At 65.0% G+C, this 24,098-nt stretch carries 22 protein-coding genes; 16 read left to right on the top strand and 6 right to left on the bottom strand.

Annotation, left to right across the window (positions count from 1 at the left end; genetic code table 11):
• Positions 1-66: 66 nt before the first annotated feature.
• From ruvA to ruvC, 4 genes are all read right to left on the bottom strand, one after another.
• Complete coding sequence (gene ruvA, locus AUL28_RS04675; protein ID WP_062230835.1) at positions 67-687, bottom strand: Holliday junction branch migration protein RuvA; 621 nt, start codon at positions 685-687, stop codon at positions 67-69.
• Positions 684-1,109, bottom strand: coding sequence for a type II toxin-antitoxin system VapC family toxin (locus tag AUL28_RS04670; protein ID WP_062230834.1), 426 nt, complete (start codon positions 1,107-1,109; stop codon positions 684-686). Before AUL28_RS04670 ends, ruvA begins: the two co-directional genes overlap by 4 nt.
• Entirely contained in the window at positions 1,087-1,356 is a 270-nt protein-coding gene (locus tag AUL28_RS04665; protein WP_058600816.1) for an AbrB/MazE/SpoVT family DNA-binding domain-containing protein, read from the bottom strand. Before AUL28_RS04665 ends, AUL28_RS04670 begins: the two co-directional genes overlap by 23 nt.
• Positions 1,357-1,424: 68 nt before the next feature.
• Positions 1,425-1,943: a crossover junction endodeoxyribonuclease RuvC gene (ruvC, locus tag AUL28_RS04660; RefSeq protein WP_062230833.1), complete on the bottom strand. Its 519-nt coding sequence runs from the start codon at positions 1,941-1,943 to the stop codon at positions 1,425-1,427.
• A gap of 141 nt (positions 1,944-2,084) precedes the next feature.
• Between ruvC and AUL28_RS04655 the strand changes: the two genes are divergently transcribed.
• On the top strand, positions 2,085-3,182 hold the full coding sequence (locus AUL28_RS04655) for a serine hydrolase domain-containing protein (RefSeq protein WP_062230832.1): 1,098 nt from the start codon (positions 2,085-2,087) through the stop codon (positions 3,180-3,182).
• A 62-nt stretch (positions 3,183-3,244) separates the two neighbouring features.
• Here AUL28_RS04655 and AUL28_RS04650 read toward each other — a convergent pair whose 3' ends face one another.
• The gene (locus AUL28_RS04650; RefSeq protein WP_062217234.1) at positions 3,245-3,994 is read right to left on the bottom strand and encodes a YebC/PmpR family DNA-binding transcriptional regulator; all 750 of its coding nucleotides are present in this window, start codon (positions 3,992-3,994) and stop codon (positions 3,245-3,247) included.
• 167 nt (positions 3,995-4,161) lie between these two features.
• Here AUL28_RS04650 and AUL28_RS04645 point away from each other — a divergent pair, with 167 nt between their 5' ends.
• Complete coding sequence (locus AUL28_RS04645; protein ID WP_062230831.1) at positions 4,162-4,965, top strand: MBL fold metallo-hydrolase; 804 nt, start codon at positions 4,162-4,164, stop codon at positions 4,963-4,965.
• Between the two features lie 60 nt (positions 4,966-5,025).
• Here AUL28_RS04645 and AUL28_RS04640 read toward each other — a convergent pair whose 3' ends face one another.
• Positions 5,026-7,227, bottom strand: a complete 2,202-nt coding sequence (locus AUL28_RS04640; protein WP_062230830.1) for an esterase-like activity of phytase family protein — start codon at positions 7,225-7,227, stop codon at positions 5,026-5,028.
• A gap of 140 nt (positions 7,228-7,367) precedes the next feature.
• On the opposite strand from AUL28_RS04640, the gene ybgC reads away from it, so the two are divergent.
• The 14 genes from ybgC to serA all read left to right on the top strand — a co-directional run bounded on the left by ybgC (position 7,368) and on the right by serA (position 24,091).
• Complete coding sequence (gene ybgC / locus AUL28_RS04635; protein WP_062230850.1) at positions 7,368-7,823, top strand: tol-pal system-associated acyl-CoA thioesterase; 456 nt, start codon at positions 7,368-7,370, stop codon at positions 7,821-7,823.
• Positions 7,824-8,093: 270 nt separating this feature from the next.
• The gene (tolQ, locus tag AUL28_RS04630) at positions 8,094-8,813 is read left to right on the top strand and encodes a protein TolQ (protein ID WP_058635549.1); all 720 of its coding nucleotides are present in this window, start codon (positions 8,094-8,096) and stop codon (positions 8,811-8,813) included.
• Between the two features lie 44 nt (positions 8,814-8,857).
• Positions 8,858-9,346, top strand: a complete 489-nt coding sequence (tolR, locus tag AUL28_RS04625; protein WP_062217225.1) for a protein TolR — start codon at positions 8,858-8,860, stop codon at positions 9,344-9,346.
• A 6-nt stretch (positions 9,347-9,352) separates the two neighbouring features.
• Complete coding sequence (locus AUL28_RS04620; protein ID WP_062230829.1) at positions 9,353-10,537, top strand: hypothetical protein; 1,185 nt, start codon at positions 9,353-9,355, stop codon at positions 10,535-10,537.
• Between the two features lie 114 nt (positions 10,538-10,651).
• The gene (gene tolB, locus AUL28_RS04615; protein WP_192843397.1) at positions 10,652-11,986 is read left to right on the top strand and encodes a Tol-Pal system beta propeller repeat protein TolB; all 1,335 of its coding nucleotides are present in this window, start codon (positions 10,652-10,654) and stop codon (positions 11,984-11,986) included.
• An 88-nt stretch (positions 11,987-12,074) separates the two neighbouring features.
• Positions 12,075-12,638 carry a peptidoglycan-associated lipoprotein Pal gene (pal, locus tag AUL28_RS04610; RefSeq protein WP_058600808.1) on the top strand — a complete coding sequence of 188 codons (564 nt, stop codon included), beginning with the start codon at positions 12,075-12,077 and terminating at the stop codon, positions 12,636-12,638.
• Positions 12,639-12,832: 194 nt separating this feature from the next.
• Entirely contained in the window at positions 12,833-13,837 is a 1,005-nt protein-coding gene (ybgF, locus tag AUL28_RS04605) for a tol-pal system protein YbgF (protein ID WP_062230828.1), read from the top strand.
• 131 nt (positions 13,838-13,968) lie between these two features.
• Positions 13,969-15,270: a tRNA lysidine(34) synthetase TilS gene (gene tilS / locus AUL28_RS04600; RefSeq protein ID WP_244493413.1), complete on the top strand. Its 1,302-nt coding sequence runs from the start codon at positions 13,969-13,971 to the stop codon at positions 15,268-15,270.
• A gap of 35 nt (positions 15,271-15,305) precedes the next feature.
• A complete protein-coding gene (ftsH, locus tag AUL28_RS04595) occupies positions 15,306-17,243 on the top strand; it encodes an ATP-dependent zinc metalloprotease FtsH (protein WP_058600805.1) in 1,938 nt (645 codons plus the stop codon).
• A gap of 212 nt (positions 17,244-17,455) precedes the next feature.
• Entirely contained in the window at positions 17,456-18,805 is a 1,350-nt protein-coding gene (gene glmM, locus AUL28_RS04590; RefSeq protein ID WP_062230826.1) for a phosphoglucosamine mutase, read from the top strand.
• Between the two features lie 235 nt (positions 18,806-19,040).
• On the top strand, positions 19,041-19,841 hold the full coding sequence (locus tag AUL28_RS04585) for an outer membrane protein (protein WP_058634426.1): 801 nt from the start codon (positions 19,041-19,043) through the stop codon (positions 19,839-19,841).
• A gap of 246 nt (positions 19,842-20,087) precedes the next feature.
• Complete coding sequence (locus AUL28_RS04580; RefSeq protein WP_058634425.1) at positions 20,088-20,927, top strand: outer membrane protein; 840 nt, start codon at positions 20,088-20,090, stop codon at positions 20,925-20,927.
• Positions 20,928-21,107: 180 nt separating this feature from the next.
• A complete protein-coding gene (locus AUL28_RS04575; protein ID WP_062230825.1) occupies positions 21,108-22,283 on the top strand; it encodes a phosphoserine transaminase in 1,176 nt (391 codons plus the stop codon).
• Between the two features lie 215 nt (positions 22,284-22,498).
• A complete protein-coding gene (gene serA / locus AUL28_RS04570; protein WP_062230824.1) occupies positions 22,499-24,091 on the top strand; it encodes a phosphoglycerate dehydrogenase in 1,593 nt (530 codons plus the stop codon).
• Positions 24,092-24,098: the final 7 nt, after the last annotated feature.

Below are 24,098 nucleotides of genomic sequence, written 5' to 3'. Positions count from 1 at the left end.
TAGGACCCCGCCATCGGATCATGCGGTAAAATCAAAGGCCCCGGATCGCTCCGGTCAACCGGCGCCCTAGCGGCTGAGCGCCTTCAGGCCGAGCCGGATCAGGGCGGTTGAGGCTGCGCCCTCGCCGGCTTCCCTGAGGGCTGTCGCGATGGCGCTCGCCGCCTGCTCACGCGAATAGCCGAGATTGACCAGCGCCGACACCGCATCCGCCACGGGGGCGGGCGCGACACCCTCGCCAATTTCGCGCTTGAGGCCGAGCGACTCTTCACCCGCCGCACCCGGAAAGGCCGGAACCTTGTCTTTCAACTCGGCGACGATGCGCGCGGCAACCTTCGGCCCGACGCCCGGCGCGCGCGCGACGGTCGCGCGGTCCTGCAAGGCGACGGCATTGGCAAGGTCGCCCGGCGTCAACGTGCCGACCACGGCCAGCGCGACCTTGGCACCGACGCCCTGCACGCTCTGGAGCAGGCGGAACCATTCGCGCTCCGCCTTCGAGGCGAAACCATAGAGGCGGATCATGTCCTCTCGCACATAGGTCTCGATGAAGAGCTCGGCCGCCTCGCCGCACCCCGGCAGTTGCGCCAGCGTGCGCGCGCCGCAAAACGCGACATAACCGACGCCGTGGACATCCACCGTCACGCTTTCCTCGTCGGCTTCGTCCACCGTGCCTTTGAGCTTGCCGATCAAGGATGCGTCTCCGGGCAGATGATGGTGAGGTCGGGAAAATAGGCGCGGTAGCGGCTGGCGTCGCGCGTCAGAAGGCGGTGACCGGCGGTTTGGGCATGAGCGCCGATCAGGAAGTCGGGCAGGGTGCGGTCGCGCGCGCCGCCGCGTTGGCGGTAAAGCGTTTGAGCCTGCCCTGCGGGATAGGCGGCTTCGAACGGGAAGGGCTCATAGACGAAGCCGAAGGGACGCAGAATGGTCACGAGCATCTGTTCGTCCTGATATGGCTGCGAGATTTCCGCCCAGGCAACGGCACTCATGTAGAGAGGGCCGCGCAGCGCCGCGTCGTGCAGATACGTGGCCGACCAGTCCTGATGCTCCGGCCGGGAGCGCGGATTGAGAATGTCGATCAGGATGTTGGAATCAACGAGGGTCGAGATCGTCACGCGGTCCCCGGATAGTGTCCATGTACTCATCCGTCGTCAGCCCATCGAAATCGCGCGATCCACGCATGGCGGCGATCGCCTTGCTGATTTCTTCCCGACGGCCTTGTGAGTCGTGAACAGCTTCACCTCGCACAAGCTCGACGAAGTCACCGCGATCCACGAAAGCGACTTCGCTCCCAGGACCGATGCTGAGCTTGTCCCGGATCGGCTTGGGGATCGTCACTTGCCCCTTTTCCGTCACGCGCATGATCGACTCTCCGTCGAGTAATACCTTGAGGTATTACCTATAATGGCGGGGTGAACAAGTCAAGAACATCACAGGCCCGCAAAGGCCGCGCGCGCCTGCGCCGACTGGCGATGATGGGTGTGGCAGATGGCGATGGCGAGCGCGTCGGCCGCATCATCCCCCTCGAACGTAGCGCGGGGCATCAGCACTTTCACCATCATATGAATCTGCGCCTTTTCGCCATGGCCGACGCCGATCACGGCCTTTTTCACGGCATTCGGCGCATATTCGGCGACGGGCAGGCCGGCCAGCGCGGGAACGAGCAGGGCGACGCCGCGCGCCTGGCCGAGCTTCAGGGTCGCGACCGCATCCTTGTTGACGAAGGTCTGCTCCACCGCCGCCTCGTCTGGCTGGTGATGATGGATCACGGCCGAAAGACCGTCGTAGAGTTGGCGCAGACGGGAGGCGAGGTCCATCTTGGCGTCGGACGTGACCGTGCCGCTCGCCACGAAACGCAACGAGTTGCCGACCGTCTCCACCACGCCCCAGCCCGTGCGGCGAAGGCCGGGATCGATTCCGATGATCCTGATGGTCCGCTCCTGCAGCATGATCCCGTCTCCGCCTTGCTTAACGGATTCTGGATTTAAAGACAAAGAGTGAACGGATCGAAAACGAAGCGGAACGGCGTGGGGATCAAGTTGCGGTGACGCGCCCTGTCGGGTCAGTATTGCCATCTCCATTTGAGAGACATGACCTCGAAAATCGCCTTGGCGCTTGCCCTGTTCGGCGGGCTTCTTCTTTCGCCCGCCGTCGCGCAGGAGGGGCCACCGGGCTCCGAACCCTCGGCCGTGCCGCCTGAGGCGCGCGGGGCCGCGCCGCCGGCCCCGGCCGCCGCAAGCTTCGACACGGCCCGGGCGCGCGCCGAAGCGCTCGAACCCTTGGAAACGCTGCTGATCGCGCAGGGCGGCGAGACCCTGGTCGATCAGGGCTTTCGCGGCAACCGGACCGACCGGGCGACCAACATCAAGTCGGCGTCGAAATCCGTGATCGCCGCACTCGTCGGCATCGCCATCGACAAGGGCGCGATCAAAGGGACAGACCAACCGATCGCGGATTTTCTGCGGGCCGACTTTCCCGCCGATCCCGATCCGCGCCTGAACCAGATCACCGTGGGCCATCTCCTGTCGATGCAGGCCGGGCTGGAGCGCACGTCCGGCGGCAATTATGGCGCCTGGATTGCCTCGCGCAACTGGGTTCGCGATGCGCTGCGCCGACCCTTCGTCAACGATCCCGGCGGGCCGATGCTTTATTCCACCGGCTCCACCCATCTTCTCTCGGCGATCCTGACCAAGGCCACCGGGCGCTCGACGCTTCACTTGTCGCGCGACTGGCTGGGGCCGGCGGGCGTGCGGGTGAGCGATTGGGAGCGCGATCCACAGGGCATCTATCTCGGCGGCAACCAGATGGCCATGACGCCGCGGTCGCTTCTGGCCTTCGGCGAACTCTACCGGCGCGGCGGGGTGAACGTGTCCGGCGAGCGCATTCTGTCGGAGGCGTGGATCGAGCAGAGCTGGACGCCGCGCACCACCTCGCGCTTCCATGACGGGCGCTATGGCTATGGCTGGTTCATCGACCGCTTCGCCGGCCATGACGGCTTCTATGGCTGGGGTTATGGCGGGCAGATGATCTATGTCATCCCCGATCTTGAGCTGACCGTCGCCATCACCTCGGACGAGAGCCAGCCTTCGACGCGCTCGGGCTATGTGGCCGATCTCCATCGGCTCGTGTCGGAGACGATCGTCCCCTTGGCACAGGCGCGGCTCACGCCGACGCCGCCCAAAAGCTGAGCCCAAAAAAAGGCCGCGCGGCATAGAGCCGGCGCGGCCTTTGGACTCGAATGCGCGAGAGGTCAGGCGGCGGAGAGCTTCGCCATGACCTCTTCGTCCACTTCGAAATTGGCGTAGACGTTCTGCACGTCGTCATCGTCTTCGAGATTGTTGATGAGGCGCAGAACGCTCTGCGCCTTTTCCTCGTCCACCGGCACGCCGGTCTGCGGGCGCCAGATGATCTTGACGCTCTCGGCTTCGCCCAGCGTCTTTTCGAGGGCGGCAGACACGTCGCCGAGATCGGCGAAGGCGGTGAGGATGCGGTGGCCGTCCTCGTCGCTCGCCACGTCGTCCGCGCCCGCTTCGATCGCCGCTTCCATCACCTTGTCGGCATCGCCGACCTTGGCGGGATAGACGATCTCGCCGATACGGTCCCACAGGAAGGAGACCGAATTGGTTTCGCCGAGCGCACCGCCCGACTTGGTGAAGTAGGAGCGCACATTGGAGGCGGTGCGGTTACGGTTGTCGGTCAGCGCCTCGACGATGACGGCGACGCCGCCCGGGCCATAGCCCTCGTAGCGGACCTCGTCATAGTTCTCGGTGTCGGCGCCCGAGCCCTTGGAGATGGCGCGCTGGATATTGTCCTTGGGCATGGACTGCGCCTTAGCGTTGTTGATCGCCAGGCGAAGACGCGGGTTCATGTCGGGATCGGGCGTGCCGCTCTTGGCCGCCACGGTGATTTCGCGCGCCAGCTTGGAGAACATCTTGGAGCGCACGGCGTCCTGCCGGCCCTTGCGATGCATGATGTTCTTGAATTGGGAATGACCGGCCATCGGGGCACCTGTCTCGTCAAGATTTCAGATGAATGAAGGTTCTATAGGTTTTCGAGCCGCCATCGTCCAGCTTCGGCAAGGGTCGCGCTCGCGGGAATATGACTTGGCCGGGATATCCCAAGCGATAAGCTCGCAGAAGCAAATGCCTCCGTCCGAAAGGTGACGCGATGCGACGGCTTCTTCTGGCTCTGCCTCTTCTCTGGCTGCCTTCGGGCGCGATGGCTCAAGACCGGGAGGAGACGCCGAGCACCTGCCTTGCCATCGCCGAGCGCGCCGGGGTCCGTTACGCCTCCTTGGACGCGCCCTATCGCCTGGCCGCACGCGAGCGGGCCGAGGTGCGCATCACCTACGTCCACCACGCGACCTATCTGATCGAGAGCGGGGAGGGGGTGCGCGTCGCCACCGACTATGCCGGCTTTGCCGGCGAGGGCCGCGTGCCGGATGTCGTGACGATGAACAAGGCGCATTCCACCCACTACACCGAGTTTCCCGACCCCGGCATCGGCACCGTGCTGCGCGGCTGGAATCCGGCGGGCGGGCCGGCCAAACACAATGTCACGGTGGGCGATGTCCTGATCCGCAATGTGCCGACCGACATCAACCGCTTCGGCTCGTTCGAGGCGGACGGCAATTCCATCTTCATCTTCGAGGTGGCGGGCCTGTGCATCGGCCATCTCGGACATCTCCACCATCAGCTGACCGAGGACGATTACGCCGCGATCGGCCGGCTCGACGTCGTGATGGTGCCGGTGGACGGGTCCTGGACCATGAGTCAGAAGGGCATGGGCGAGATCGCCGCGCGGCTCCATTCCTCCGTCGTCTTGCCGATGCATCGCTTCCGCACGCCGATCGAGCGTTTTCTGGAGCAGATCCCGGATTTTGCCGTGGATCGGCGGGCCGAGGATTCGCTGACGCTTTCCGCCCGTAGCCTGCCGAAAGTGCCGACCGTGATCCTGCTCAGCGGCGTTTGACCGCCCCACGAAAAGGCCGGCGGGTGATCCGCCGGCCCCTTTGCCTCGCGGGCCTCGACCTCACTTCTTGAGCGAGGCGGCCTTGTCGTTGACATTGCCGATCTTGAGAAACAGCGTCTCGCCCGAGGACTCGTCCACGCCGTCATTGTCGGTGACGATGGTCATCTCGCCCTGGGCGTCGATGGCAAGACCCTCGACCTTGTCCACGACATAGCCATGGGTCGCCTCGGCGAGGATGGGCACGAGATCGCGCACGGTCTCCTTGCTCACGACGGGCAGCTTGTCGCCGAGCGGGGCAGGCTTCAGTTCCGACAGGGGAACGCGCGTCACGGCCTTGAGCTTGGCCTTGTCGCCGATCTGGTTGTCGCGCTCGATGAAATAGGCATGGTCGCCGTGGACGGTCATCTCGGACAGGCCGTTCCAGGCGACCTCGGCTGGTTTGTCGAGGGGATAGAGCACCGCGCCCCACTCTTTGGTCGCCGGGTCATAGGCAAGAAGCTTGGTCTCGTTCTTGGGATCGTCCTTCCAGGGGCGCTGGATGGCGACCCAGACCTTGCCATTGGCGAGCGCCACGCCCTCCGCGCCGAAGCGCGTCTGCGACTCCAGAAGCTTTTCCGGGAAGGCGATCTCCTCGAGGATGGCGCCCTTGTCGTCCACGTGGAGCAGCAGATGCGGCACCTCCTTTTCCGGGTTGCCTTCGCTGCCGAGCCAGAAGCCGCCCTGGCCGTCCGGCGTCAGGCTTTCCAGGTCGAGCTTGGCGGCGGGCTTGCCGTCCCGCGTCACGTTCAGGGCCGAGACGATGCGCGCGGGCTTGGTCGCGGCGTCGATCATGTAGATGCGGGGCATCTTGCCATAGACGCTATCGCTGACCGACCAGAACTGGTTCGGCCTGCCCTCGATGGCGGCGAGCGCCGAAAGCGCGCCGAAGCCGATCGGGTTGCCGGCCTTGTCGTCGATCGAGACGATGGTCGGATAGGCCTTCTCGCCCTCCGCCCGCTCGTAGATCATGACATGCGAGCGCGCGCCGCCGTCCTTGCCGAGATCGGCCTCGTTGGCGGTGACGAGAAGGTTGCGGGCGGGGATCGTCACCGCGCCTTCGGGCGAGATGCCGGACGGCAGGATCTGCATCAGTTCCGGCGCGGCGCCGGTGTCGCGATAGACGGCGACCACCGAACCGCGCTCGGCCAGAACGAAGAGATAGTCCTGCCCGCCGAACGTGCCCTTGGCGAGGCCCTCGGGCTCGATGCCCTTCTTGTCGGCGCGCTTTTCGGGGAAGTGGCCCATACGCGCGACCTCGCGCTCCAGCGTCGCGCCCGACTCGTAGGACACGCTGCCGTCATGGTTGAAGATGGTGAAGCCGCGCGTGCCGCCCTTCCAGTCGCCCTCGTCGGCCGCGGCAATCCGCCCATCCTTCAGCCATTTCACGGCGTCGGGCTCGCGCGGACGCGCCTCGATCTTGCCCGTGAAGTCGAGCTTGCCGTCCTTCTCGGCATCGACGCCTTCCAGCGCCACGCTGCCGGCCGGGAAATGGCCTTTGATCTTGCCGCTCGCCCCATCCACGATGACGATGTGGTTGTTTTCCTGAAGTGAGACGACGACTTCGTTCTGGTCGTTGATGTCGACAAATTCGGGCTCGGGGTCTTCGGGCGCGATGGCCGCCAGGCCCGTCATGTCGACGCGCCGCAGGTTGGCGCAGTCCGGCGTGCCGTCCTTCAGCGGCACCAGCGCGAGATATCCGGCGGGCATCTGGGGCAGGGCGCCGTCATTGACCTTCTCGTCCCGCTCGTTCTCGATCGCGACGGCCGCGAAGCTGCGGTCGGGCGACACGGCGACGCTGTCGGGCTGGCCGCCGAGATCGCAAGCCGCGCCGATCGCATGGCCGGCGAGATCGACCGCGACGAGACGCCCGCCCGGATTGGCCTTGCTCTCCGACGTGTTCAGCGCCACGAGAACGTTGCCGCGCGCGACCGCCACCGAGGTCGGCTCGCCGTCGAGCTTGAGATAGCCGGCGGGTTTGGGCGCATGGGCGTCCGTGATGTCGATGAAGCCGATGCCGCCATGCGGGCTGTCGGAATAGACGAGGGTCATGCCGTCTTCGGAGGCGGTGACGATCTCGGCCGATGTCGGGACCTCGCCCGCCGTTTCCTTCGGCAGGTTGGCGGCGACGGGAAAGGCGGCGACGCGGTTGAAGACGGGCTCGGCGAAAGCGGGCAGCGCCGTCGAGGCGAGAAGCGCCAACGAGATGGCAAGACGGGTCGGCATGGGACACTCCGGTTCCGATGGTCTGACGTCCCGCGCGGTCAAGCATCCGGGCATGACGGCGGGGTGACATGTCCATGACGGCGCGATGACAGATGGGCGCTGCGCTGGCATCCCGATCACAAGATCGCTATGAGGCCGGCATGAACGAACAACTTGCAGGCCGGCTCACCGAATTCGGCCACCGCCTCGATGTGCGGGTCTATTTCGAGGACACGGATTTTTCCGGCGTCGTGTACCACGCCCGCTACCTGCATTTTCTGGAGCGCGGGCGCACGGACTATCTTCGCCTGCACGGCATCGGCCATCGCGAGCTGATGGACGGGGCTTTCGGCGAGCCCATGGCCTTTGCCGTCCGGCGCATGGAAATCGAGTTCCTGCGTCCGGCGCGGATCGACGATGTGTTGACCGTCGAGACCCGCACGGCGCTTCTGGGCGGCGCGCGGGTGGTTCTCGACCAGCGCATCTTGAAAGGCGAGGAGCTTCTGATCGAGGCGCGGGTGAAGGTCGCCGTGATCTCGCCCGAAGGCAAGCCACGCCGGATGCCGCCGGCGGTGGCCGAGCGCCTGACGCCGGCGCCAAGCACGGGCGAGGCCTGATACCCACGCCGCACTGCGGTAGAACATTCGGAAGCGCGAGGGGAAATCTGCTATTCCTCACGCCTGCGAAACGAATTGTTAACCCTAACGGTGCTTCATGGGATCGCGGCGAAACCCTTGTCGCGCCATTCTTTTACCGGAATCCCCGGCGAAAGAGCCCTTGGGGAATGGCGCGTCGGGGCCGCTGCCCGTCAGGCCGGCACCGTGCGGGTGCGAAAGGGCGCCGCTGCGCGGACGATCGCCGGCCCCACGAATTCGAGGGACAGAGGAATGAACGACGTCGCACAGACTGCGCTCGCCGCCCATGGCAGCGACATGTCTCTGATGGGACTTTTCTGGCAGGCCGGCTTCGTCGTGAAGTTCGTGATGCTGGGTCTCTTGTCGGCGTCGGTCTGGTCCTGGGCCATCATCTTCGACAAATGGGCGCGGTTCGGCCGCTTCCGCCGCCAGCTCAACACGTTCGAATCCACCTTCTGGAGCGGCCAGTCGCTCGAAGAACTGTATCACACCCTGTCCGACCGCAAGACGTCCGGCATGGGCGCGCTGTTCGTCGCCGCCATGCGCGAATGGAAGAAGAGCTTCGAGAAGGGCGCCCGCTCGCCCATCGGCCTCCAGACCCGCATCGAGAAAGCCATGGACGTGACCATGGCCCGCGAGATGGACGAGCTGGAATCGCGCCTCGGTTTTCTGGCGACGGTCGGCTCGGCCGCGCCCTTCATCGGCCTGTTCGGCACGGTGGTCGGCATCATGACCGCCTTCCAGGGCATCGCCGCCTCGGAGCAGACGAGCCTCGCCGTCGTCGCCCCCGGTATCGCCGAAGCGCTGCTTGCGACCGCCATCGGCCTCATCGCCGCCATCCCCGCCGTTATCGCCTACAACAAGCTGTCGGCGGACGCGGGCAAGCTGGGGATGCGGCTCGAAGCCTTCGCGGACGAATTTTCCTCCATCCTGTCGCGTCAGATCGACGAGAAGGCGAGCGCCGGTCGCTGAACGCGCCGCGCCTTTGGCCAGAATAGACGAGGGGATCAGACACTATGGGCATGTCGACGGGCGCCGCATCATCGGGCGGAGGATCACGACGCCGCCGCGGCAAGCGCCGGCAGCCGATGGCCGAAATCAACATGACGCCCATGGTGGACGTCATGCTGGTTCTGCTCATCATCTTCATGGTGGCCGCACCGCTGATGACGGTCGGCGTGCCGCTGGAATTGCCTAAGACGGCCGCCAAGGCGCTCAGCGCCGACAAGCAGCCCATCACCATCTCGGTGCAGCGCGGCGGCGAAATCTACCTTCAGGAAAGCCCGGTCCAGGCGGACGCGGTGGTGGAGCAGCTCAAGGCCATCGCGGAAGCGGGCTATGACGAGCGCATCTTCCTGCGCGCCGATGGCGAGGCGAGCTACGGCACGGTCATGCAGGTCATGGCCCGCATCTCGGCCGCCGGCTTCAAGAATATCGGACTTGTCACATCCCAGGAAAAGGCGGCCTCTCACGCAGGCGCGCCGAAGCCAGGGGCGAAGAGCTGACGCATCATGAAGTCGTCGCTTTCCACCTCCGTTGCGGTCCACGCCCTCGTGCTCACATGGGGGCTCTGGTCGTTGGGCGCGCCCGAAAAGCTGGACATGGGCAGCGAAGCCGTGCCCGTGGAACTGGTGACTGAGGTCAGCCAGTCGATGATCGGCGACGAAAAGGCGCCGCAGACCGACAAGCCGGCGCCCCAGCCGACCAAGACGCCCGAAAAGCTCCCGATGCCGGCCCAGAATGTCGGCGACAACGAGGTCGATCTCCCGACGCCGCCTGCGCCGAAGGCCGCGCCGCGCGAAACGCAGAAGACCAAGGTGGACGACGCGCCGCCGCCCCCGCCGGCCGCCCAGCCGCCCGAGCCCAAACCTGAGCCCAAACCTGAGCCGAAGCCGGAACCCAAGCCCGAGCCGAAGCCTGCGCCCGCTCGCGTTCCCGAGCCGACCCCGCCGCCGCCCGAGCCCAAGCCGCCCGAGCCGGAAGAGGATTCGGCCGAGGAGGACACGACGCCCGAGATCGACCCGCTGGCCGCCGAGATCGCCAAGGCCGAGGCCGAAAAGCCGCCCGCGCCGCCCAAGAACGTGCCCGCGCCGCAGGTCAAGCCCAAGCCGCCGGAGCCTGTGAAGGTCGCCGAGGCGAAGCCTGAGCCCAAGCCCGAGCCGGTGAAGGAAAAGCCGCCGGAGAAGACGAAGGCGACCGAGAAGGCCAAGTCCACCGAGACCTCCAAGGAGAAGGTCAAGGAAGCGAAGAAGCCGGGCAAGAGCAACTCGCAGAACGATCCTCTTGAGGACGCGGTTCTGGCCGCTCTCAAAAACACGCAGGAAACGACTGGCGGCGGTGCCAAGCGGTCGACCCAGCACGCTTCGCTCGGTGGCAAGACGCAGACGGGCGGCACTCTGTCTCAAAGCGAGATGGACGCCCTGCGCGGGCAGATTTCCAAATGCTGGAATCCGCCCGCCGGCAATTCCGACGCCGGGTCTTTCCAAGTGAAGATCTCGATGCAGCTCGATCCGTCCGGCGCGGTGCAGGGCATGCCGCAGATCGAATCCGGCAGCGGTTCGTCCCCGGCCCAGCGCGCGGCGGCCGAGGCGGCGGTGCGCGCGGTTCGCCGCTGCGCGCCCTACAACCTGCCGGCCGACAAATACGAGACCTGGTCCGAAGTCACCGTGAATTTCGACCCGAGCCAGATGTTCTAAGCCTCCAATCCCTCGGGACGGTTCCGGCCGTCCTCTCGTCCATCGCTTCCGAGACAACGGGTGCGCCTGACAGCGCGACACAGGCCCGATGACCGAACGGGAAGGTTCCATCCCATGACTCGCTCCAGCACGACCTCTTCGACCCTTCGCCGCAGCCTGCGGACCCTCGGCCTCGCGCTCGCCGCCACCGCAGCCTGTCTTGGCGCGTCCTTGCCCGCTCATGCGAAGGTCGAGATCAACGTCAATCAGGGCAATGTGCAGCCGTTGCCGATCGCGCTGCCGGCCTTCCAGTCCCGCGATGGCCTGGGCGCCAAGCTCATGGAAGTGGTCGCCGCCGACCTGAAGCGCTCCGGCCTCTTCGCGCCGATCAATCCGACCGCCTTCATCCAGAAGGACCTGTCGCCGGATGCCACGCCCCGCTTCCAGGACTGGACGGTGATCAACGCGCAGGCCCTCGTTTCGGGCCGCGTCACGCCGGAAGCGGATGGGCGTCTGCGCGTCGAGTTCCGCCTGTGGGACACCTATGCCGGCACGCAGCTCGACGGGCAGCAGTTCTATGCCAGCCCCGACAATTGGCGCCGCATCGCCCATATCATCGCCGACGCCATCTATGAGCGTCTGACGGGCGAGAAGGGCTATTTCGACACACGCATCGTCTTCGTGGACGAGACCGGTTCCAAGGACAAGCGCCGCAAGCGCCTTGCCATCATGGACCAGGACGGCGCGAATGTGCGCTATCTGACCGAGGGCGGCGACCTCGTGCTCACCCCGCGTTTCTCGCCCAACCGGCAGGAAATCACCTATATGAGCTTCGGCAAGGGGGAGCCGCGCGTCTATCTCCTTCAGCTCGAAACCGGACAGCGCGAGGTCGTGGGCAATTTCCCCGGCATGACCTTCGCGCCGCGCTTCTCGCCCGACGGCCAGAAGGTGGTGATGAGCCTTCAGCAGGAGGGTAACGCCAATCTTTACGCCATGGACCTGCGCTCGCGCGCGACCACGCGCCTGACCTCCACCAACGCCATCGACACCTCGCCCTCCTATTCGCCCGATAGCTCGAAGATCGTCTTCGAATCGGACCGGGGCGGCCGGCCGCAGATTTACACGATGAACGCCGACGGCTCGGGCCAGCAGCGCATTTCCTTCGGACAGGGCAGCTACAACACGCCCGTCTGGAGCCCGCGCGGCGATCTGATCGCGTTCACCAAACAGTCGGGCGGCCAGTTCCAGATCGGCGTCATGAAGCCGGACGGCTCGGGCGAGCGCATTCTGACCTCGTCTTTCCATGCCGAAGGCCCGACCTGGGCGCCGAACGGCCGCGTCATCATGTTCTTCCGGGATCAGGGCGGCGGTCCGCAGCTCTTCTCGATCGACCTGACCGGGCGCAACGAGCAGCGTGTCGCGACGCCCAATTTCGCGTCCGACCCCGCCTGGTCGCCTGCGCTCGAATAGACTGAACAATCAACGTTTTGTTGACCGGTCGTTAACCCTGAAAATGGTAAATGACCCTATCCTTATCCACTGACCGAAGGAGACGGCCATGCGCCGCATCGCTACTGGGGTCCATGGTCGAATCGCCCTCGCGCTGGTCGCTGCGCTGGCGCTTTCGGCCTGCGCCAAGAAGAACAACGCCCTTCCCGACAACGCGGCCGGCCTCGGCCTCGGCGGCGCGGGTGGTGCCGGCGGAGCCGGTGGCTATGGCGCGAACGGCGCCAATGGCCGTGGCTCGGCCGCTCCCGGCACGAGCCAGGACTTCACCGTCAATGTCGGCGACCGCATCTTCTTCGATACGGACTCGACCTCGATCCGCGCCGACGCGCAGCAGACGCTGAGCCGCCAGGCCCAGTGGCTCAACCAGTATCCGCGCTATCAGATCGTCGTCGAAGGCCATGCCGACGAGCGCGGCACGCGCGAATACAATCTGGCGCTCGGCGCGCGCCGCGCCGCCGCCACGCGCGACTTCCTGGCCTCGCAGGGCGTGTCGTCCAACCGGATGCGCACGATCTCCTACGGCAAGGAACGTCCGGTCGCCGTTTGCGACGACATCTCCTGCTGGTCGCAGAACCGCCGCGCGGTCACCGTGCTCTCGGGCAGCGGCTCCTGAAGCATTTCGGCAACAATCCTCCAGTCGAAACGGCCCTCCGGGGCCGTTTTGCGTTCCCGAACCCGGCGGCGTGATAGAAGCGGACAAATTTTGGACGCGTTCACACCCCGTAAACAAGTGGACATCGACACGGCGCCGAAGACGCATCCGGCCGGGATCGCGGCCCACCTTCGGCGCCCGGAAGGGATTCTCGGATGGCTGGCAAGCTTCTCACGCGCTTTCTCGCAATGACGGTTGCGGCCGGGGCTCTGGCCGGACCGGCTCATGCGCTCGACCTGCCGTTCGGCCTCGGCGGCCGGCAGGTGCAAAGCCAGCCGCGCGACACCGCGCCGCCCGTGCTGATGGCGCAGATGGGCGATTCCAGCGTGCGCATCAGCCAGATGGAAGAGGAAATGCGTCGGCTGACCGGTAAGGTGGAAGAGTTGTCCTTCCTGGTTCTGCAATTGCAGGAACAGCTGCGCAAGACGCAGGAAGACAACGAGTTTCGCTTCCAGGATTTGGAAAAGGGCGGCAAGTCGGGCGGCGCCTCGCAGACCACGCCGCAGCGGCGCTCCGAAGCGCAGCCCGCGCTTCCCGCAGCCGGCGCACCGGCGAGCGAGGCGTCCTCGCGCGTGGCTTCGGCCACGCCCTCCACGATGAATGACGGGGCCGCGCGGCCCACGCCGTCTGCCAGCGCCGCTCCGGCCAGCGCGCAGGGGGGCGACGAGATCGGCGCGTTGATCGGGGAGGGCTTCGGCAACGAGAGCGCCAAACCCGCTGCCGCGCCTGCTGCCGCGCCGCAGCCCAATGTCAAAACCGCCTCGATCAAGGCGAACGGGCCGGGTGAGCTTTATGGGCTCGGATACAATCACATGCTGTCGGGCGATTACGCGCTCGCCGAGCAGACCTTCCGTCAATACACGCAGACCTATCCGAATTCGAGCGACGCGGCCGATGCGCAATATTGGCTGGGCGAGAGTCTCTACGCACAAGCGAAGTATCGCGAGGCGGCGGAGGTTTTCCTGAACGCGCAGAAGGCGCATCCCCAGGCGCCCAAGGCGCCGGAGATGATGCTGAAGCTCGGCATGTCGCTGGTGCATCTCGACAATCGCGAGACGGCCTGCATCACCTATGCCGAGATCGGCAAGCGCTATCCCACGATGAGCGCCAACGTGAAACGCAAGCTTCAGGCCGAGGAAAAAACGGCGCGCTGTAGCTGATATCCCTGAGTCTCGCCTTGCCGGGCGATGCAGAGCGTAGCGGCGATCCGGGCTTGGCTCTCGGCGAGGACATTTTGCGCACCCTTGGGGCCCTGCCGGCCGGGCGGGGGGAGGGGGCGCTGCTCCTGGCGGTGTCGGGCGGGCCGGACTCCCTGGCTCTGCTTCTGGCTGCCGCGCAGTTGCGATCGGCCGGACGCCTCGGTCGCACGCTTCATGTGGCGACCGTCGATCATGCTTTGCGGCCCGGCAGCGGGGCCGAGGCGCAGGATGTCTCCCGTCTCTGCGGCGCGTTGGGCGTTCCCCATCGCATTCTTGTCTGGCGCCATGTCGGGCCGATCGAGGGAAATCTTTCGGCTGCCGCTCGTGAGGCGCGCTACCGCCTTTTGGCCGATGAAGCGCGCCGCCTCCGTGCGGGACTTCTCGCGACAGCCCATCACCATGACGACCAGATCGAAACCCATCGGCTCGCCGTTCAACGTGGGGCCGTTGGCGCCGCGCTCGCGGGAATGCGGGTCTGGCGCGATCTGGAACCCGGTCTCGTTCTCGTTCGGCCAATGCTCGGCTGGCGCAAGCGGGCGCTGGAAGCTTTCGTGGCTGGGACGGGCGTGCGAGCGGCGGATGATCCATCCAACCGCGATCCGCGTTTTGCTCGCGCGCGGTTGCGACTGCAGGGGCTGAATGCGGCCGAGGAAGCGCTGGCGGAGCAGACCATCCAGGCCGCACGTATGCAGCGACAGGATGAGGACGATCGCATCACCTCGATTCTGGCGAAGGTTGCGACGGAAGGGCGGCTCGACGTCTCGGCATCTGGCGACATCTCGTTGTTTCTGGACGATGGCTTGATCGATCCCACCCTTCTGTCCCGCGCCGTGACAGCTGTGGCTGGCGCCTCGGTTCCGCCCACGCGCCTCAGCATCGACGCTCTGGCTCAGCAGATCCATTCAAAAGAGGAGGGAGCTGCGACATTGGGCGGCTGCCTCCTGCGTTGGAAAAGCGGCCTGTTGCGGCTCGGGCGTGAATATGGGCGCACGGGGCCGCCGCCTCTTCCTTGGGATGACAGGCAGGCTTCGGCCTGCTTCGACAGTCGCTTCGACGTTCCCCGTCAGACGGGGTCGAACGATTGGAGTATCCTTGTTCCCTATGGGCGATGGGGGAGGGGACCGCTCGCCCATCGCACGCTGCCCGTGGCGCTCGGGGCGTCCGGCGAGATCCTAGCCGCCCATCCGCTTCTGCGCTTCAAGACCGCGCCCAAGCCGCCTTCGCTCTCGCTTTCGTGTCGGGTTGCGTGGCGTCTCGCGGCCGATTTGGTTCTCCCTGCAGGTCTCACATTAACCTGTGGGCTCCAAAATGCCGCAAATCGCGGTGAACCTGTTGGCAAGGGGGTGGCGTCCACCTACATTCGCAGGCAAGTCAAAGCCGCCGACGTTGTATGACGCATGGTTGCCCGAGCGCACTTCCAGGACGGATAATGAACCAGAACTTCCGCAATTTCGCCGTTTGGGCGATCATCGCGCTCCTGCTGATCGCGCTGTTCCAGCTGTTCTCGAACAGCTCGCAGAATGCGAACACGCGCGACGTGCCCTATTCGCAGTTCCTCTCCGACGTGGATGCCGGCCGCGTGCGCTCCGTCACCATTCAGGGACAGCGGATTTCGGGCTCCTATACGGACGGCGCAAGCCCCTTCCAGACCTACTCGCCGGGCGATCCTCAGCTCGTCAGCCGGCTTGAGCAGCGCAACGTCCAGATCAACGCCAGCCCGCCGTCGGACAATGTCAATCCGATCTGGTCGATCCTGATGTCCTTCGGCCCGATCCTCCTCATCCTCGGCGTCTGGATCTTCCTGATGCGGCAGATGCAGGGCGGAGCCGGCGGTAAGGCCATGGGCTTCGGCAAGTCCAAGGCCAAGCTTCTGACCGAAGCCCATGGCCGCGTCACCTTTGCCGATGTCGCGGGTGTGGACGAAGCCAAGCAGGACTTGGAAGAGATCGTCGAATTCCTGCGCGAGCCGCAGAAGTTCCAGCGTCTGGGCGGCAAGATTCCGCGCGGCGTCCTTCTCGTCGGCCCTCCGGGCACGGGTAAGACGCTGACGGCGCGCGCTGTCGCGGGCGAAGCCAACGTCCCCTTCTTCACCATCTCCGGTTCGGACTTCGTGGAAATGTTCGTGGGCGTCGGCGCCAGCCGCGTGCGCGACATGTTCGAGCAGGCCAAGAAGAACGCGCCCTGCATCATCTTCATCGACGAAATCGACGCCGTGGGTCGCCATCGCGGCGCGGGCCTCGGGGGCGGCAATGACGAGCGCGAGCAGACGCTGAACCAGCTTCTGGTGGAGATGGACGGGTTCGAGGCCAATGAGGGCATCATCCTCATCGCAGCGACCAACCGTCCCGATGTTCTCGATCCGGCGCTTCTGCGTCCCGGCCGCTTCGACCGGCAGGTCATGGTGCCGAACCCCGATGTCGGCGGCCGCGAGAAGATCCTCAAGGTTCATGTGCGCAACGTGCCGCTGGCCCCCAATGTGGATCTCAAGACCATCGCGCGCGGCACGCCGGGCTTCTCCGGCGCCGATCTCGCCAATCTCGTGAACGAGGCCGCGCTGATGGCGGCGCGCCGCTCCAAGCGCCTCGTCACCATGCTGGAATTCGAAGACGCCAAGGACAAGGTCATGATGGGCGCCGAGCGCCGGTCGATGGCCATGACCGAGGACGAGAAGAAGCTGACCGCCTACCATGAGGCCGGCCATGCGCTGGTGGGCATCTACGAGCCTTTCAACGACCCGCTGCACAAGGTCACGATCATCCCGCGCGGCCGCGCCCTGGGCGTCACCATGAACCTGCCGGAGCGCGATCGCTACGGAATGCGCAAGAACGAGATGGAAGCGCGTCTGGCCATGATCTTCGGCGGCCGTGCCGCGGAAGAGATCATCTATGGTCTCGACAACGTGACGACGGGCGCGTCCAACGACATCCAGCAGGCCACGAACATGTCTCGCGCCATGGTCATGGAATACGGCATGAGCGACAAGCTCGGCCGTCTGCGCTACCGTCAGAACCAGGAAGAAATCTTCCTCGGCCATTCCGTGTCGCAGCAGCAGAACATGTCGGAAGAAACAGCCCGTCTGATCGACTCCGAAGTGCGCGGCATCATCGAAGTCGCCGAGAACAAGGCCCGTCGCATTCTGCGCGAGCATATCGAGGATCTGCACACGCTGGCCAACGGTCTTCTCGAATACGAAACCCTGTCGGGTGATGAAGTCCGCGATCTTCTGGCTGGCAAGCCGCTCGCTCGCGACATGGGCGACGACACGCCGCCATCGCGCGGTTCGGCTGTGCCGAAGGCCGGTTCCGCCAAGCCGAGCGGGCCGCGCGACGACAGCGAAGGCGGCCTGGAACCGCAGCCTACAGCCTGAAACACGACCAAGACATGATGGGAAGGCGGGCTTCGAGCCCGCCTTTTTTATGACGCGGGCCTCACGGCAAGCTTCGTCTTCGATCCGAAACCGGCTCCGCGCAATGCGGGCCCGTTCATCATATGGCCTGATGATCGCGCCGCCGTCTGTTTCGGGCTTTCTCGACGGCGCTGACGCTGATACGGCCCATCCATTCAGTTTCGAGGGGTATTATGGCGAAATCCTATTTCGGCACGGACGGCATTCGAGGCCGAGTTAACCGCCATCCGATGACGCCCGAGATCGCGATGAAGGTCGGCATGGCGGCGGGCCTCGCCTTCAAGCGCGGCAACTATCGGCACCGCGTCGTCATCGGGAAGGACACGCGCCTGTCCGGCTATATGCTGGAACCTGCGCTCTGTGCCGGCTTCACGGCGGTCGGTATGGACGTCCTGATGCTTGGCCCGATCCCGACGCCGGCCGTCGCCATGCTGACGCGCTCCATGCGCGCGGATATCGGCGTCATGATCTCCGCTTCGCACAACCCTTATGACGACAATGGCATCAAGCTCTTCGGCCCGGACGGCTACAAGCTGTCAGATGAATTGGAAGCTGAAATCAATCGCCTGATCGACGAGGATCTAACACCGCGCCTCGCGGTGGGGTCCCATCTTGGGCGTGCCAAGCATTACGATGACGGTGGCCGCGACCGTTATGCAGAATTCGCCAAGCGCACCTTGCCCCGCGAGTTGTCTCTCGATGGCGTGAGGGTCGCCATCGATTGCGCCAATGGCGCGGCCTATCGCGTGGCGCCCGACGTTCTCTGGGAACTGGGAGCCGAGGTGGTCAAGCTCGGCGTCGAGCCCAACGGCACCAATATCAACCTGAATTGCGGCTCCACGAGCCCTGAGACCCTGCGGGCCAAGGTGCAGGAAGTTCGCGCAGACATCGGCATCGCGCTGGATGGCGACGCCGACCGCGTGCTGATCGTCGACGAGCGCGGCGAGATCGTGGATGGCGACCAGATCATGGCCGTGATCGGCGAAGCCTGGGCCGAGGATGGGCGGCTGGCCGCAGGCGGCGTGGTCGCCACCATCATGTCGAACCTCGGGCTGGAGCGCTTCTTCAACGATCGGCAATTGCAGCTTGCCCGAACCAAGGTCGGCGACCGCTATGTCGTGGAGCATATGCGCCAGCACGGCTACAATGTCGGCGGCGAACAGAGCGGTCACATCGTCCTGTCGGATTTTGGCACGACGGGGGACGGACTCGTGTCGGCGCTTCAGATACTGGCGGTGGTGCGCAAGGCCGGCGGCACCGTGTCGGAGGTCTGCCGCAAGTTCGAGCCCGTGCCACAAATCCTGAAGAACGTGCGCCATAGCGGCGGCGCGCCTCTGGAACTTCCGAAGGTTCAGGAAATCATCAATATCGGTCGCGAACGCCTGGGCGATACGGGTCGCCTTGTCATTCGCCCATCGGGCACGGAACCGCTGATCCGCGTGATGGCGGAAGGAGACGATGCCCGGCTCGTGTCCGATGTCGTGGAAGACATCGTGGATGTGCTTCGTCGTAGCGCGGCCTGAGCACCCATGAGCCAACAGTGGGGCTGAACGCTTCATGAAAAAGATCCGCGCGGTTGTGCGCGGATCGGTGGCTCCGGGGACGACTGGGTCATCTGGCCGAGCAACTGTAACACAATCGTCACAGGTTTGCCCTCCTCCCCAGCGGGAGGTAATCTCCAGTTAATCATTAATCTTTAGATTTCGATCGAACGCGGAACCCGAGCCGCTGTGAATTCGAAGTCTGGAGATCTTTGATATGAACCGGCTTGTCGTCGTTCTGCTGGCCAGCGCGTCCTTTGCCCCCGTCGCGGCTCGCGCCGCCGACATCATCGAGCCCATTCCGGTCGTGGAAGAAGCGCCCGCCGATTACAGCGGCTGGTATATCCGCGCCGATGCCGGCTACATGTTCTCGTCGGAAACGTCCGGCTCGTTCCGCTTCTTCAGCGCGCAGACCGGCCTGTACGGCGATGACTTCCGCTATTCCTCGATCGAGCTGCAGAACGGCTACACTGTGGGCGGCGGCGTCGGCTATCGCTGGGCCGAACATTTCCGCACCGATCTGACGGCCGACTACTACGATTTCGACATCAAGGGCACGAGCGCCTGCGCCTACTCGTTCGGTAGCGGTGATTGCCGCTTCAACGATCATTCCGACGCGGGCCTGTGGACCGTCATGGCCAATGCCTATGTCGATCTGCCCTATTTCGGCCCGATCACCCCTTATTTCGGCGCGGGCGTCGGCGTCGCCAACGTCAACTACGGCGACATGCGCAACGAAATCTGCTCGGTCACCTGCGGCGATCCGAACAACTATTACGGCGTCCACGAGGGCGTGGATTCCTGGCGCTTCGCCTCTTCGCTCATGGCGGGTGCGAGCGTGGATCTGACCCATTCGCTGGCTCTGGATGTCGGCTATCGCTACACCCGCGTGTTCGAGGGTGATGCATTCCGCTTCGACGCCAGCGACCGCGCCGCCGGCGCGACGGGCGTGCAGGGCCGCGACAACGGCTTCAATATCCATACGGTTCGTGCGGGTCTGCGCTACTCGTTCTTCTGAGCGCCACGCGCGTTCGAGCGCGCCCAGTCATGACTGCCAGCCGCCGGCCCGCAAGGGTCGGCGGTTTTCGTTTGGATGACGGGAGGGGCGTTCGCTCAAGAGGGCGGGGCACTCAGGACCGAACACGTGCCTCGAGAGGTTAAGAAACACGGTTAACCCGACATTAAGCATCCTGCGTCATGGTTAATGTCGGAAGACGGGGCAGCGTCCGCTTCCAAGGCTTCCCGTTTCCCAAGGTCGAGCGCGATGAAACTCAAGACCCTTCTTCTTTTCGGCACAGCCGTGCTTTTGTCTTCTGCCGCGTCCGCAGCCGATCTGGGACCGATCTACCGCGAGGCGCCCGAACTGGTGCCGGTCGAGATCGGCACGGGCTGGTATCTGCGCGGCGACGTCGGCTACAACTTCAGAGGCGACGCGATCGATCGCCGGTTCCCGAGCTTCATGGGCGCGGCCGGGCCGGCCGTGAAGTTCGACGACTCGAACGATGTCAGCGGCTCGGTCGGCATGGGCTATCAGTTCAACGATTTCCTGAGAGCCGACGCCACGTTCGACTACATGCCGAGCGGGGACCGCAACGGCAGCGCCTTCTACGGTTGCGGCGTTCTCAAGGACATCACGACAAATGGGCAGTTGAGCACGATCAATACGACGGGCGTCTGCCGCGACAACGCTTCGGCGGAAGCTGATCTCTACACCTACATGGCCAATGCCTATGTCGATCTCGGCACCGTGGTGGGCTTCACGCCATACGTCGGTGCGGGTCTTGGCGTCACCAACCTGCGCGCGTCCATGCGCGAGACCCTTCACTGCAACGAGGGCGGCGATCCGACCGTCGATTGCTCGGCCTCTTTCGCCGGCGCTCAGAAGGGCCTTCCTTACGAACTCGTGGCGAGCGACCGCGAAAGCTCGAGCTGGAATCTTTCCTACGCCCTGATGGCGGGCCTCGGCTATTCCGTGTCGCAGAACCTGAAGCTGGATGTCGGCTATCGCTATTTCGCGGTCCCCGATGCCGAACTCTTCGGCCAGAAGAACGAGAAGATGGACTTCCATCAGGTGCGAGTCGGCCTTCGCTACGCCCTCTGGTAGGCGCTGTCGGATCGTGGAGGAACGACGAGGCGGGCGAAAGCCCGCCTTTCTTGTTTCTGGACGAAGGAGAACGGCCGGGTTCATCACGATGTCACTTGACTGCGCGATGTCTCGCGCCTATCCCCATGAGCGGGACACACCTCCCCAACGAGGTGCTTCTATCTGTAAGGGTAGCTTCAGATGGCCAATGCCACCAAGCCGACCACGCGTCCGGCAAACCCCCGCTTTTCCTCTGGTCCTTGTGCCAAGCGTCCCGGATGGACGCTGGATGCTCTGAGCGACGCCGCTCTCGGCCGCTCGCACCGCGCCAAGCTTGGCAAGAACAAGCTGGCCCAGGCCATCGAGGATACGCGCGAGATTCTTCAGGTTCCCGCCGATTATCGCATCGGCATCGTTCCCGCCTCCGACACCGGTGCGGTCGAGATGGCGATGTGGTCGCTGCTCGGCGCGCGTCCGGTCGATATGGTCGCCTGGGAAAGCTTCGGTTCGGGCTGGGTGACGGATGCCGTCAAGCAGCTGAAGCTGAGCGACGCCCGCGTTCTGGAAGCGGGCTATGGCGAGATCGTCGATTTCGCCGAGGTGAATTTCGATCATGACGTCGTCTTTACCTGGAACGGCACGACCTCTGGCGTGCGCGTTCCCAATGGCGACAAGATCCCGGCCGATCGCCAGGGTCTGACCATCTGCGACGCGACCTCGGCCGCCTTCGCGCAGGATTTGCCCTGGGACAAGCTCGATGTCGTCACCTTCTCCTGGCAGAAGGTCATGGGCGGCGAGGCGGCCCACGGCATGTTGATCCTGAGCCCGCGCGCCGTGGAGCGCCTGACGACCTACAAACCGGCCTGGCCGCTGCCGAAGATTTTCCGCCTGACCTCGGGCGGCAAGCTGATCGAGGGCATCTTCAAGGGCGAGACGATCAACACGCCCTCCATGCTCTGCGTCGAGGACTATCTGGACGCGCTCCAATGGGGCAAGTCGGTCGGCGGGCTGGAAGGCCTGAAGGCGCGCGCCGATGCGAACCTCGCCGTGATCGAGCGTTTCGTGGAAGCCAACAACTGGATCGGTTTCCTCGCCAAGACGCCGGACATCCGCTCCAACACCTCTGTCTGCCTTCAGTTCACCGATCCGGCGCTGATGGCTCTGCCGAAGGAAAGTCAGGAAGCCTTCGCCAAGGGCGTCGCCTCGCTTCTGGAGAAGGAGGGCGTCGCCCTCGATATATCAGCCTATCGCGATGCCCCTCCGGGCCTGCGCATCTGGACTGGCGCGACCGTCGAGACGGCCGATCTCGAAGCGCTGATGCCTTGGCTCGCCTATGCCTATGAGACGCAGAAGGCATCGCTGGCTCACGCGGCCTGACGCGTTCTTGCCCCTCCCGTTCGGGGAGGGGTTTCGTCTCCGCGCGGAGCCGTCGCTCCTGATGGCGTGACAGCTTCCTGACGATCGATCGGCAGTGCCCTCCGTGCGCGCCGGTCCTGCGCCCGGCCCTTGAGTGCCGCGCGCCTCGCCTCGCGATTTCCCCTTTCACGCGCGGCCCCGCTGCGGCCGGCGCTCTCGTTCAAAGGACCATTCCCATGGCACCCCGCGTTCTCGTTTCCGACAAGCTTTCTCCCACGGCCGTCCAGATCTTCAAGGATCGCGGCGTCGAGGTCGATTATCTGCCCGATCTTGGCAAGGACAAGGACAAGCTTCTCGAAGTCATCGGCCAGTATGACGGCCTCGCGATCCGCTCCGCGACCAAGGTGACCGAGAAGATCATCGACGCCGCGACCAACCTGAAGGTTATCGGCCGCGCCGGCATCGGCGTCGACAATGTCGACATTCCGGCCGCCAGCCGGAAGGGCATCATCGTGATGAACACGCCCTTCGGCAATTCGATCACCACGGCCGAGCACGCCATCGCGATGATGTTCGCGGTCGCCCGTCAGATGCCCGCCGCCGACGCCTCGACCCAGGCCGGCAAGTGGGAGAAGAACCGCTTCATGGGCGTCGAGATCACCGGCAAGGTGCTGGGCGTCATCGGCTGCGGCAATATCGGCTCCATCGTCGCCTCGCGCGGCGTCGGCCTGCGCATGAAGGTCATCGGCTTCGACCCGTTCCTGTCGGAAGAGCGCGCGCGTGAACTCGGCATCGAGAAGGTTGAACTGGAAGACCTGTTCAAGCGCGCCGACTTCATCACGCTGCACACGCCGCTGACCGACAAGACCAAGAATATCATCGACGCGAAAGCCATTGCGACGATGAAGAAGGGCGTGCGCATCATCAACTGCGCGCGCGGCGGGCTGATTGTCGAGCAGGATCTGGCCGACGCGATCAAGGCCGGCAAGGTGGCGGGCGCGGGCATCGACGTGTTCGAGGTGGAGCCGGCGACCGACTCTCCGCTCTTCGGCCTCGACAATGTCGTCTGCACGCCGCATCTGGGCGCTTCCACCACGGAAGCGCAGGAGAATGTCGCGCTCCAGGTGGCCGAGCAGATGGCCGACTATCTCGTGAACGGCGCCGTGTCGAACGCGCTGAACATGCCCTCGATCACCGCCGAGGAAGCGCCGATCCTGACCCCTTACGTGAAGCTCGCCGAAATCCTCGGCTCCTTCGCGGGCCAGCTGACCGACGAGCCGATCGACGCGATCGAAATCCTCTATGACGGCATCCCGGGCACGCTGAACACGCGCGCCCTGTCGGCCGCCGCGATCGCCGGCCTCCTCAAGGCGCAGGTGCAGACGATCAACATGGTCTCCGCGCCGCTCATGGCCAAGGAGCGCGGTATCGCCGTTTCCGAAGTGCGCCGCGACAAGTCGGGCGTGTTCGACGGCTATGTCATGGTGACGGTGAAGACCAAGAAGCAGACGCGCTCGGTGGCGGGCACGACCTTCTCGGACGGCAAGCCGCGCTTCATTCAGATCAAGGGCATCAACATGGAGGCCGATGTCGGCCGCTACATGCTCTACACCGCCAACAAGGACGTTCCGGGCGTCATCGGCCAGCTCGGCACCGCCTTCGGCAAGGCCGGCATCAACATCGCGAACTTCCATCTCGGCCGCGACGAGCAGGGCGGCAACGCCATCGCCATCATCTATCTCGATGGCCCGCTGAGCGAGGAGTTCCTGGACGAGATCCGTGGCCTCAACGCCATCGGCCAGGCCAAGATGCTGACCTTCGACGTCTGATCCCATC

The sequence above is a fragment of the Aureimonas sp. N4 genome (assembly GCF_001463925.1).
Classification (GTDB): Bacteria; Pseudomonadota; Alphaproteobacteria; order Rhizobiales; family Rhizobiaceae; genus Aureimonas; species Aureimonas ureilytica_A.
This window is presented reverse-complemented; position numbering and strand designations above follow the sequence as displayed.

Excerpts from the sequence above, each read along its gene's own strand:
- AUL28_RS04665 (WP_058600816.1), bottom strand. The coding sequence starts at position 1,356 with ATGCGCGTGACGGAAAAGGGGCAAGTGACGATCCCCAAGCCGATCCGG.
- ruvC (WP_062230833.1), bottom strand. The coding sequence starts at position 1,943 with ATGCTGCAGGAGCGGACCATCAGGATCATCGGAATCGATCCCGGCCTT.
- AUL28_RS04655 (WP_062230832.1), top strand. The coding sequence starts at position 2,085 with ATGACCTCGAAAATCGCCTTGGCGCTTGCCCTGTTCGGCGGGCTTCTT.
- AUL28_RS04650 (WP_062217234.1), bottom strand. The coding sequence starts at position 3,994 with ATGGCCGGTCATTCCCAATTCAAGAACATCATGCATCGCAAGGGCCGG.
- AUL28_RS04645 (WP_062230831.1), top strand. The coding sequence starts at position 4,162 with ATGCGACGGCTTCTTCTGGCTCTGCCTCTTCTCTGGCTGCCTTCGGGC.
- AUL28_RS04640 (WP_062230830.1), bottom strand. The coding sequence starts at position 7,227 with ATGCCGACCCGTCTTGCCATCTCGTTGGCGCTTCTCGCCTCGACGGCG.
- ybgC (WP_062230850.1), top strand. The coding sequence starts at position 7,368 with ATGAACGAACAACTTGCAGGCCGGCTCACCGAATTCGGCCACCGCCTC.
- tolQ (WP_058635549.1), top strand. The coding sequence starts at position 8,094 with ATGAACGACGTCGCACAGACTGCGCTCGCCGCCCATGGCAGCGACATG.
- tolR (WP_062217225.1), top strand. The coding sequence starts at position 8,858 with ATGGGCATGTCGACGGGCGCCGCATCATCGGGCGGAGGATCACGACGC.
- AUL28_RS04620 (WP_062230829.1), top strand. The coding sequence starts at position 9,353 with ATGAAGTCGTCGCTTTCCACCTCCGTTGCGGTCCACGCCCTCGTGCTC.
- tolB (WP_192843397.1), top strand. The coding sequence starts at position 10,652 with ATGACTCGCTCCAGCACGACCTCTTCGACCCTTCGCCGCAGCCTGCGG.
- pal (WP_058600808.1), top strand. The coding sequence starts at position 12,075 with ATGCGCCGCATCGCTACTGGGGTCCATGGTCGAATCGCCCTCGCGCTG.
- ybgF (WP_062230828.1), top strand. The coding sequence starts at position 12,833 with ATGGCTGGCAAGCTTCTCACGCGCTTTCTCGCAATGACGGTTGCGGCC.
- ftsH (WP_058600805.1), top strand. The coding sequence starts at position 15,306 with ATGAACCAGAACTTCCGCAATTTCGCCGTTTGGGCGATCATCGCGCTC.
- glmM (WP_062230826.1), top strand. The coding sequence starts at position 17,456 with ATGGCGAAATCCTATTTCGGCACGGACGGCATTCGAGGCCGAGTTAAC.
- AUL28_RS04585 (WP_058634426.1), top strand. The coding sequence starts at position 19,041 with ATGAACCGGCTTGTCGTCGTTCTGCTGGCCAGCGCGTCCTTTGCCCCC.
- AUL28_RS04580 (WP_058634425.1), top strand. The coding sequence starts at position 20,088 with ATGAAACTCAAGACCCTTCTTCTTTTCGGCACAGCCGTGCTTTTGTCT.
- AUL28_RS04575 (WP_062230825.1), top strand. The coding sequence starts at position 21,108 with ATGGCCAATGCCACCAAGCCGACCACGCGTCCGGCAAACCCCCGCTTT.
- serA (WP_062230824.1), top strand. The coding sequence starts at position 22,499 with ATGGCACCCCGCGTTCTCGTTTCCGACAAGCTTTCTCCCACGGCCGTC.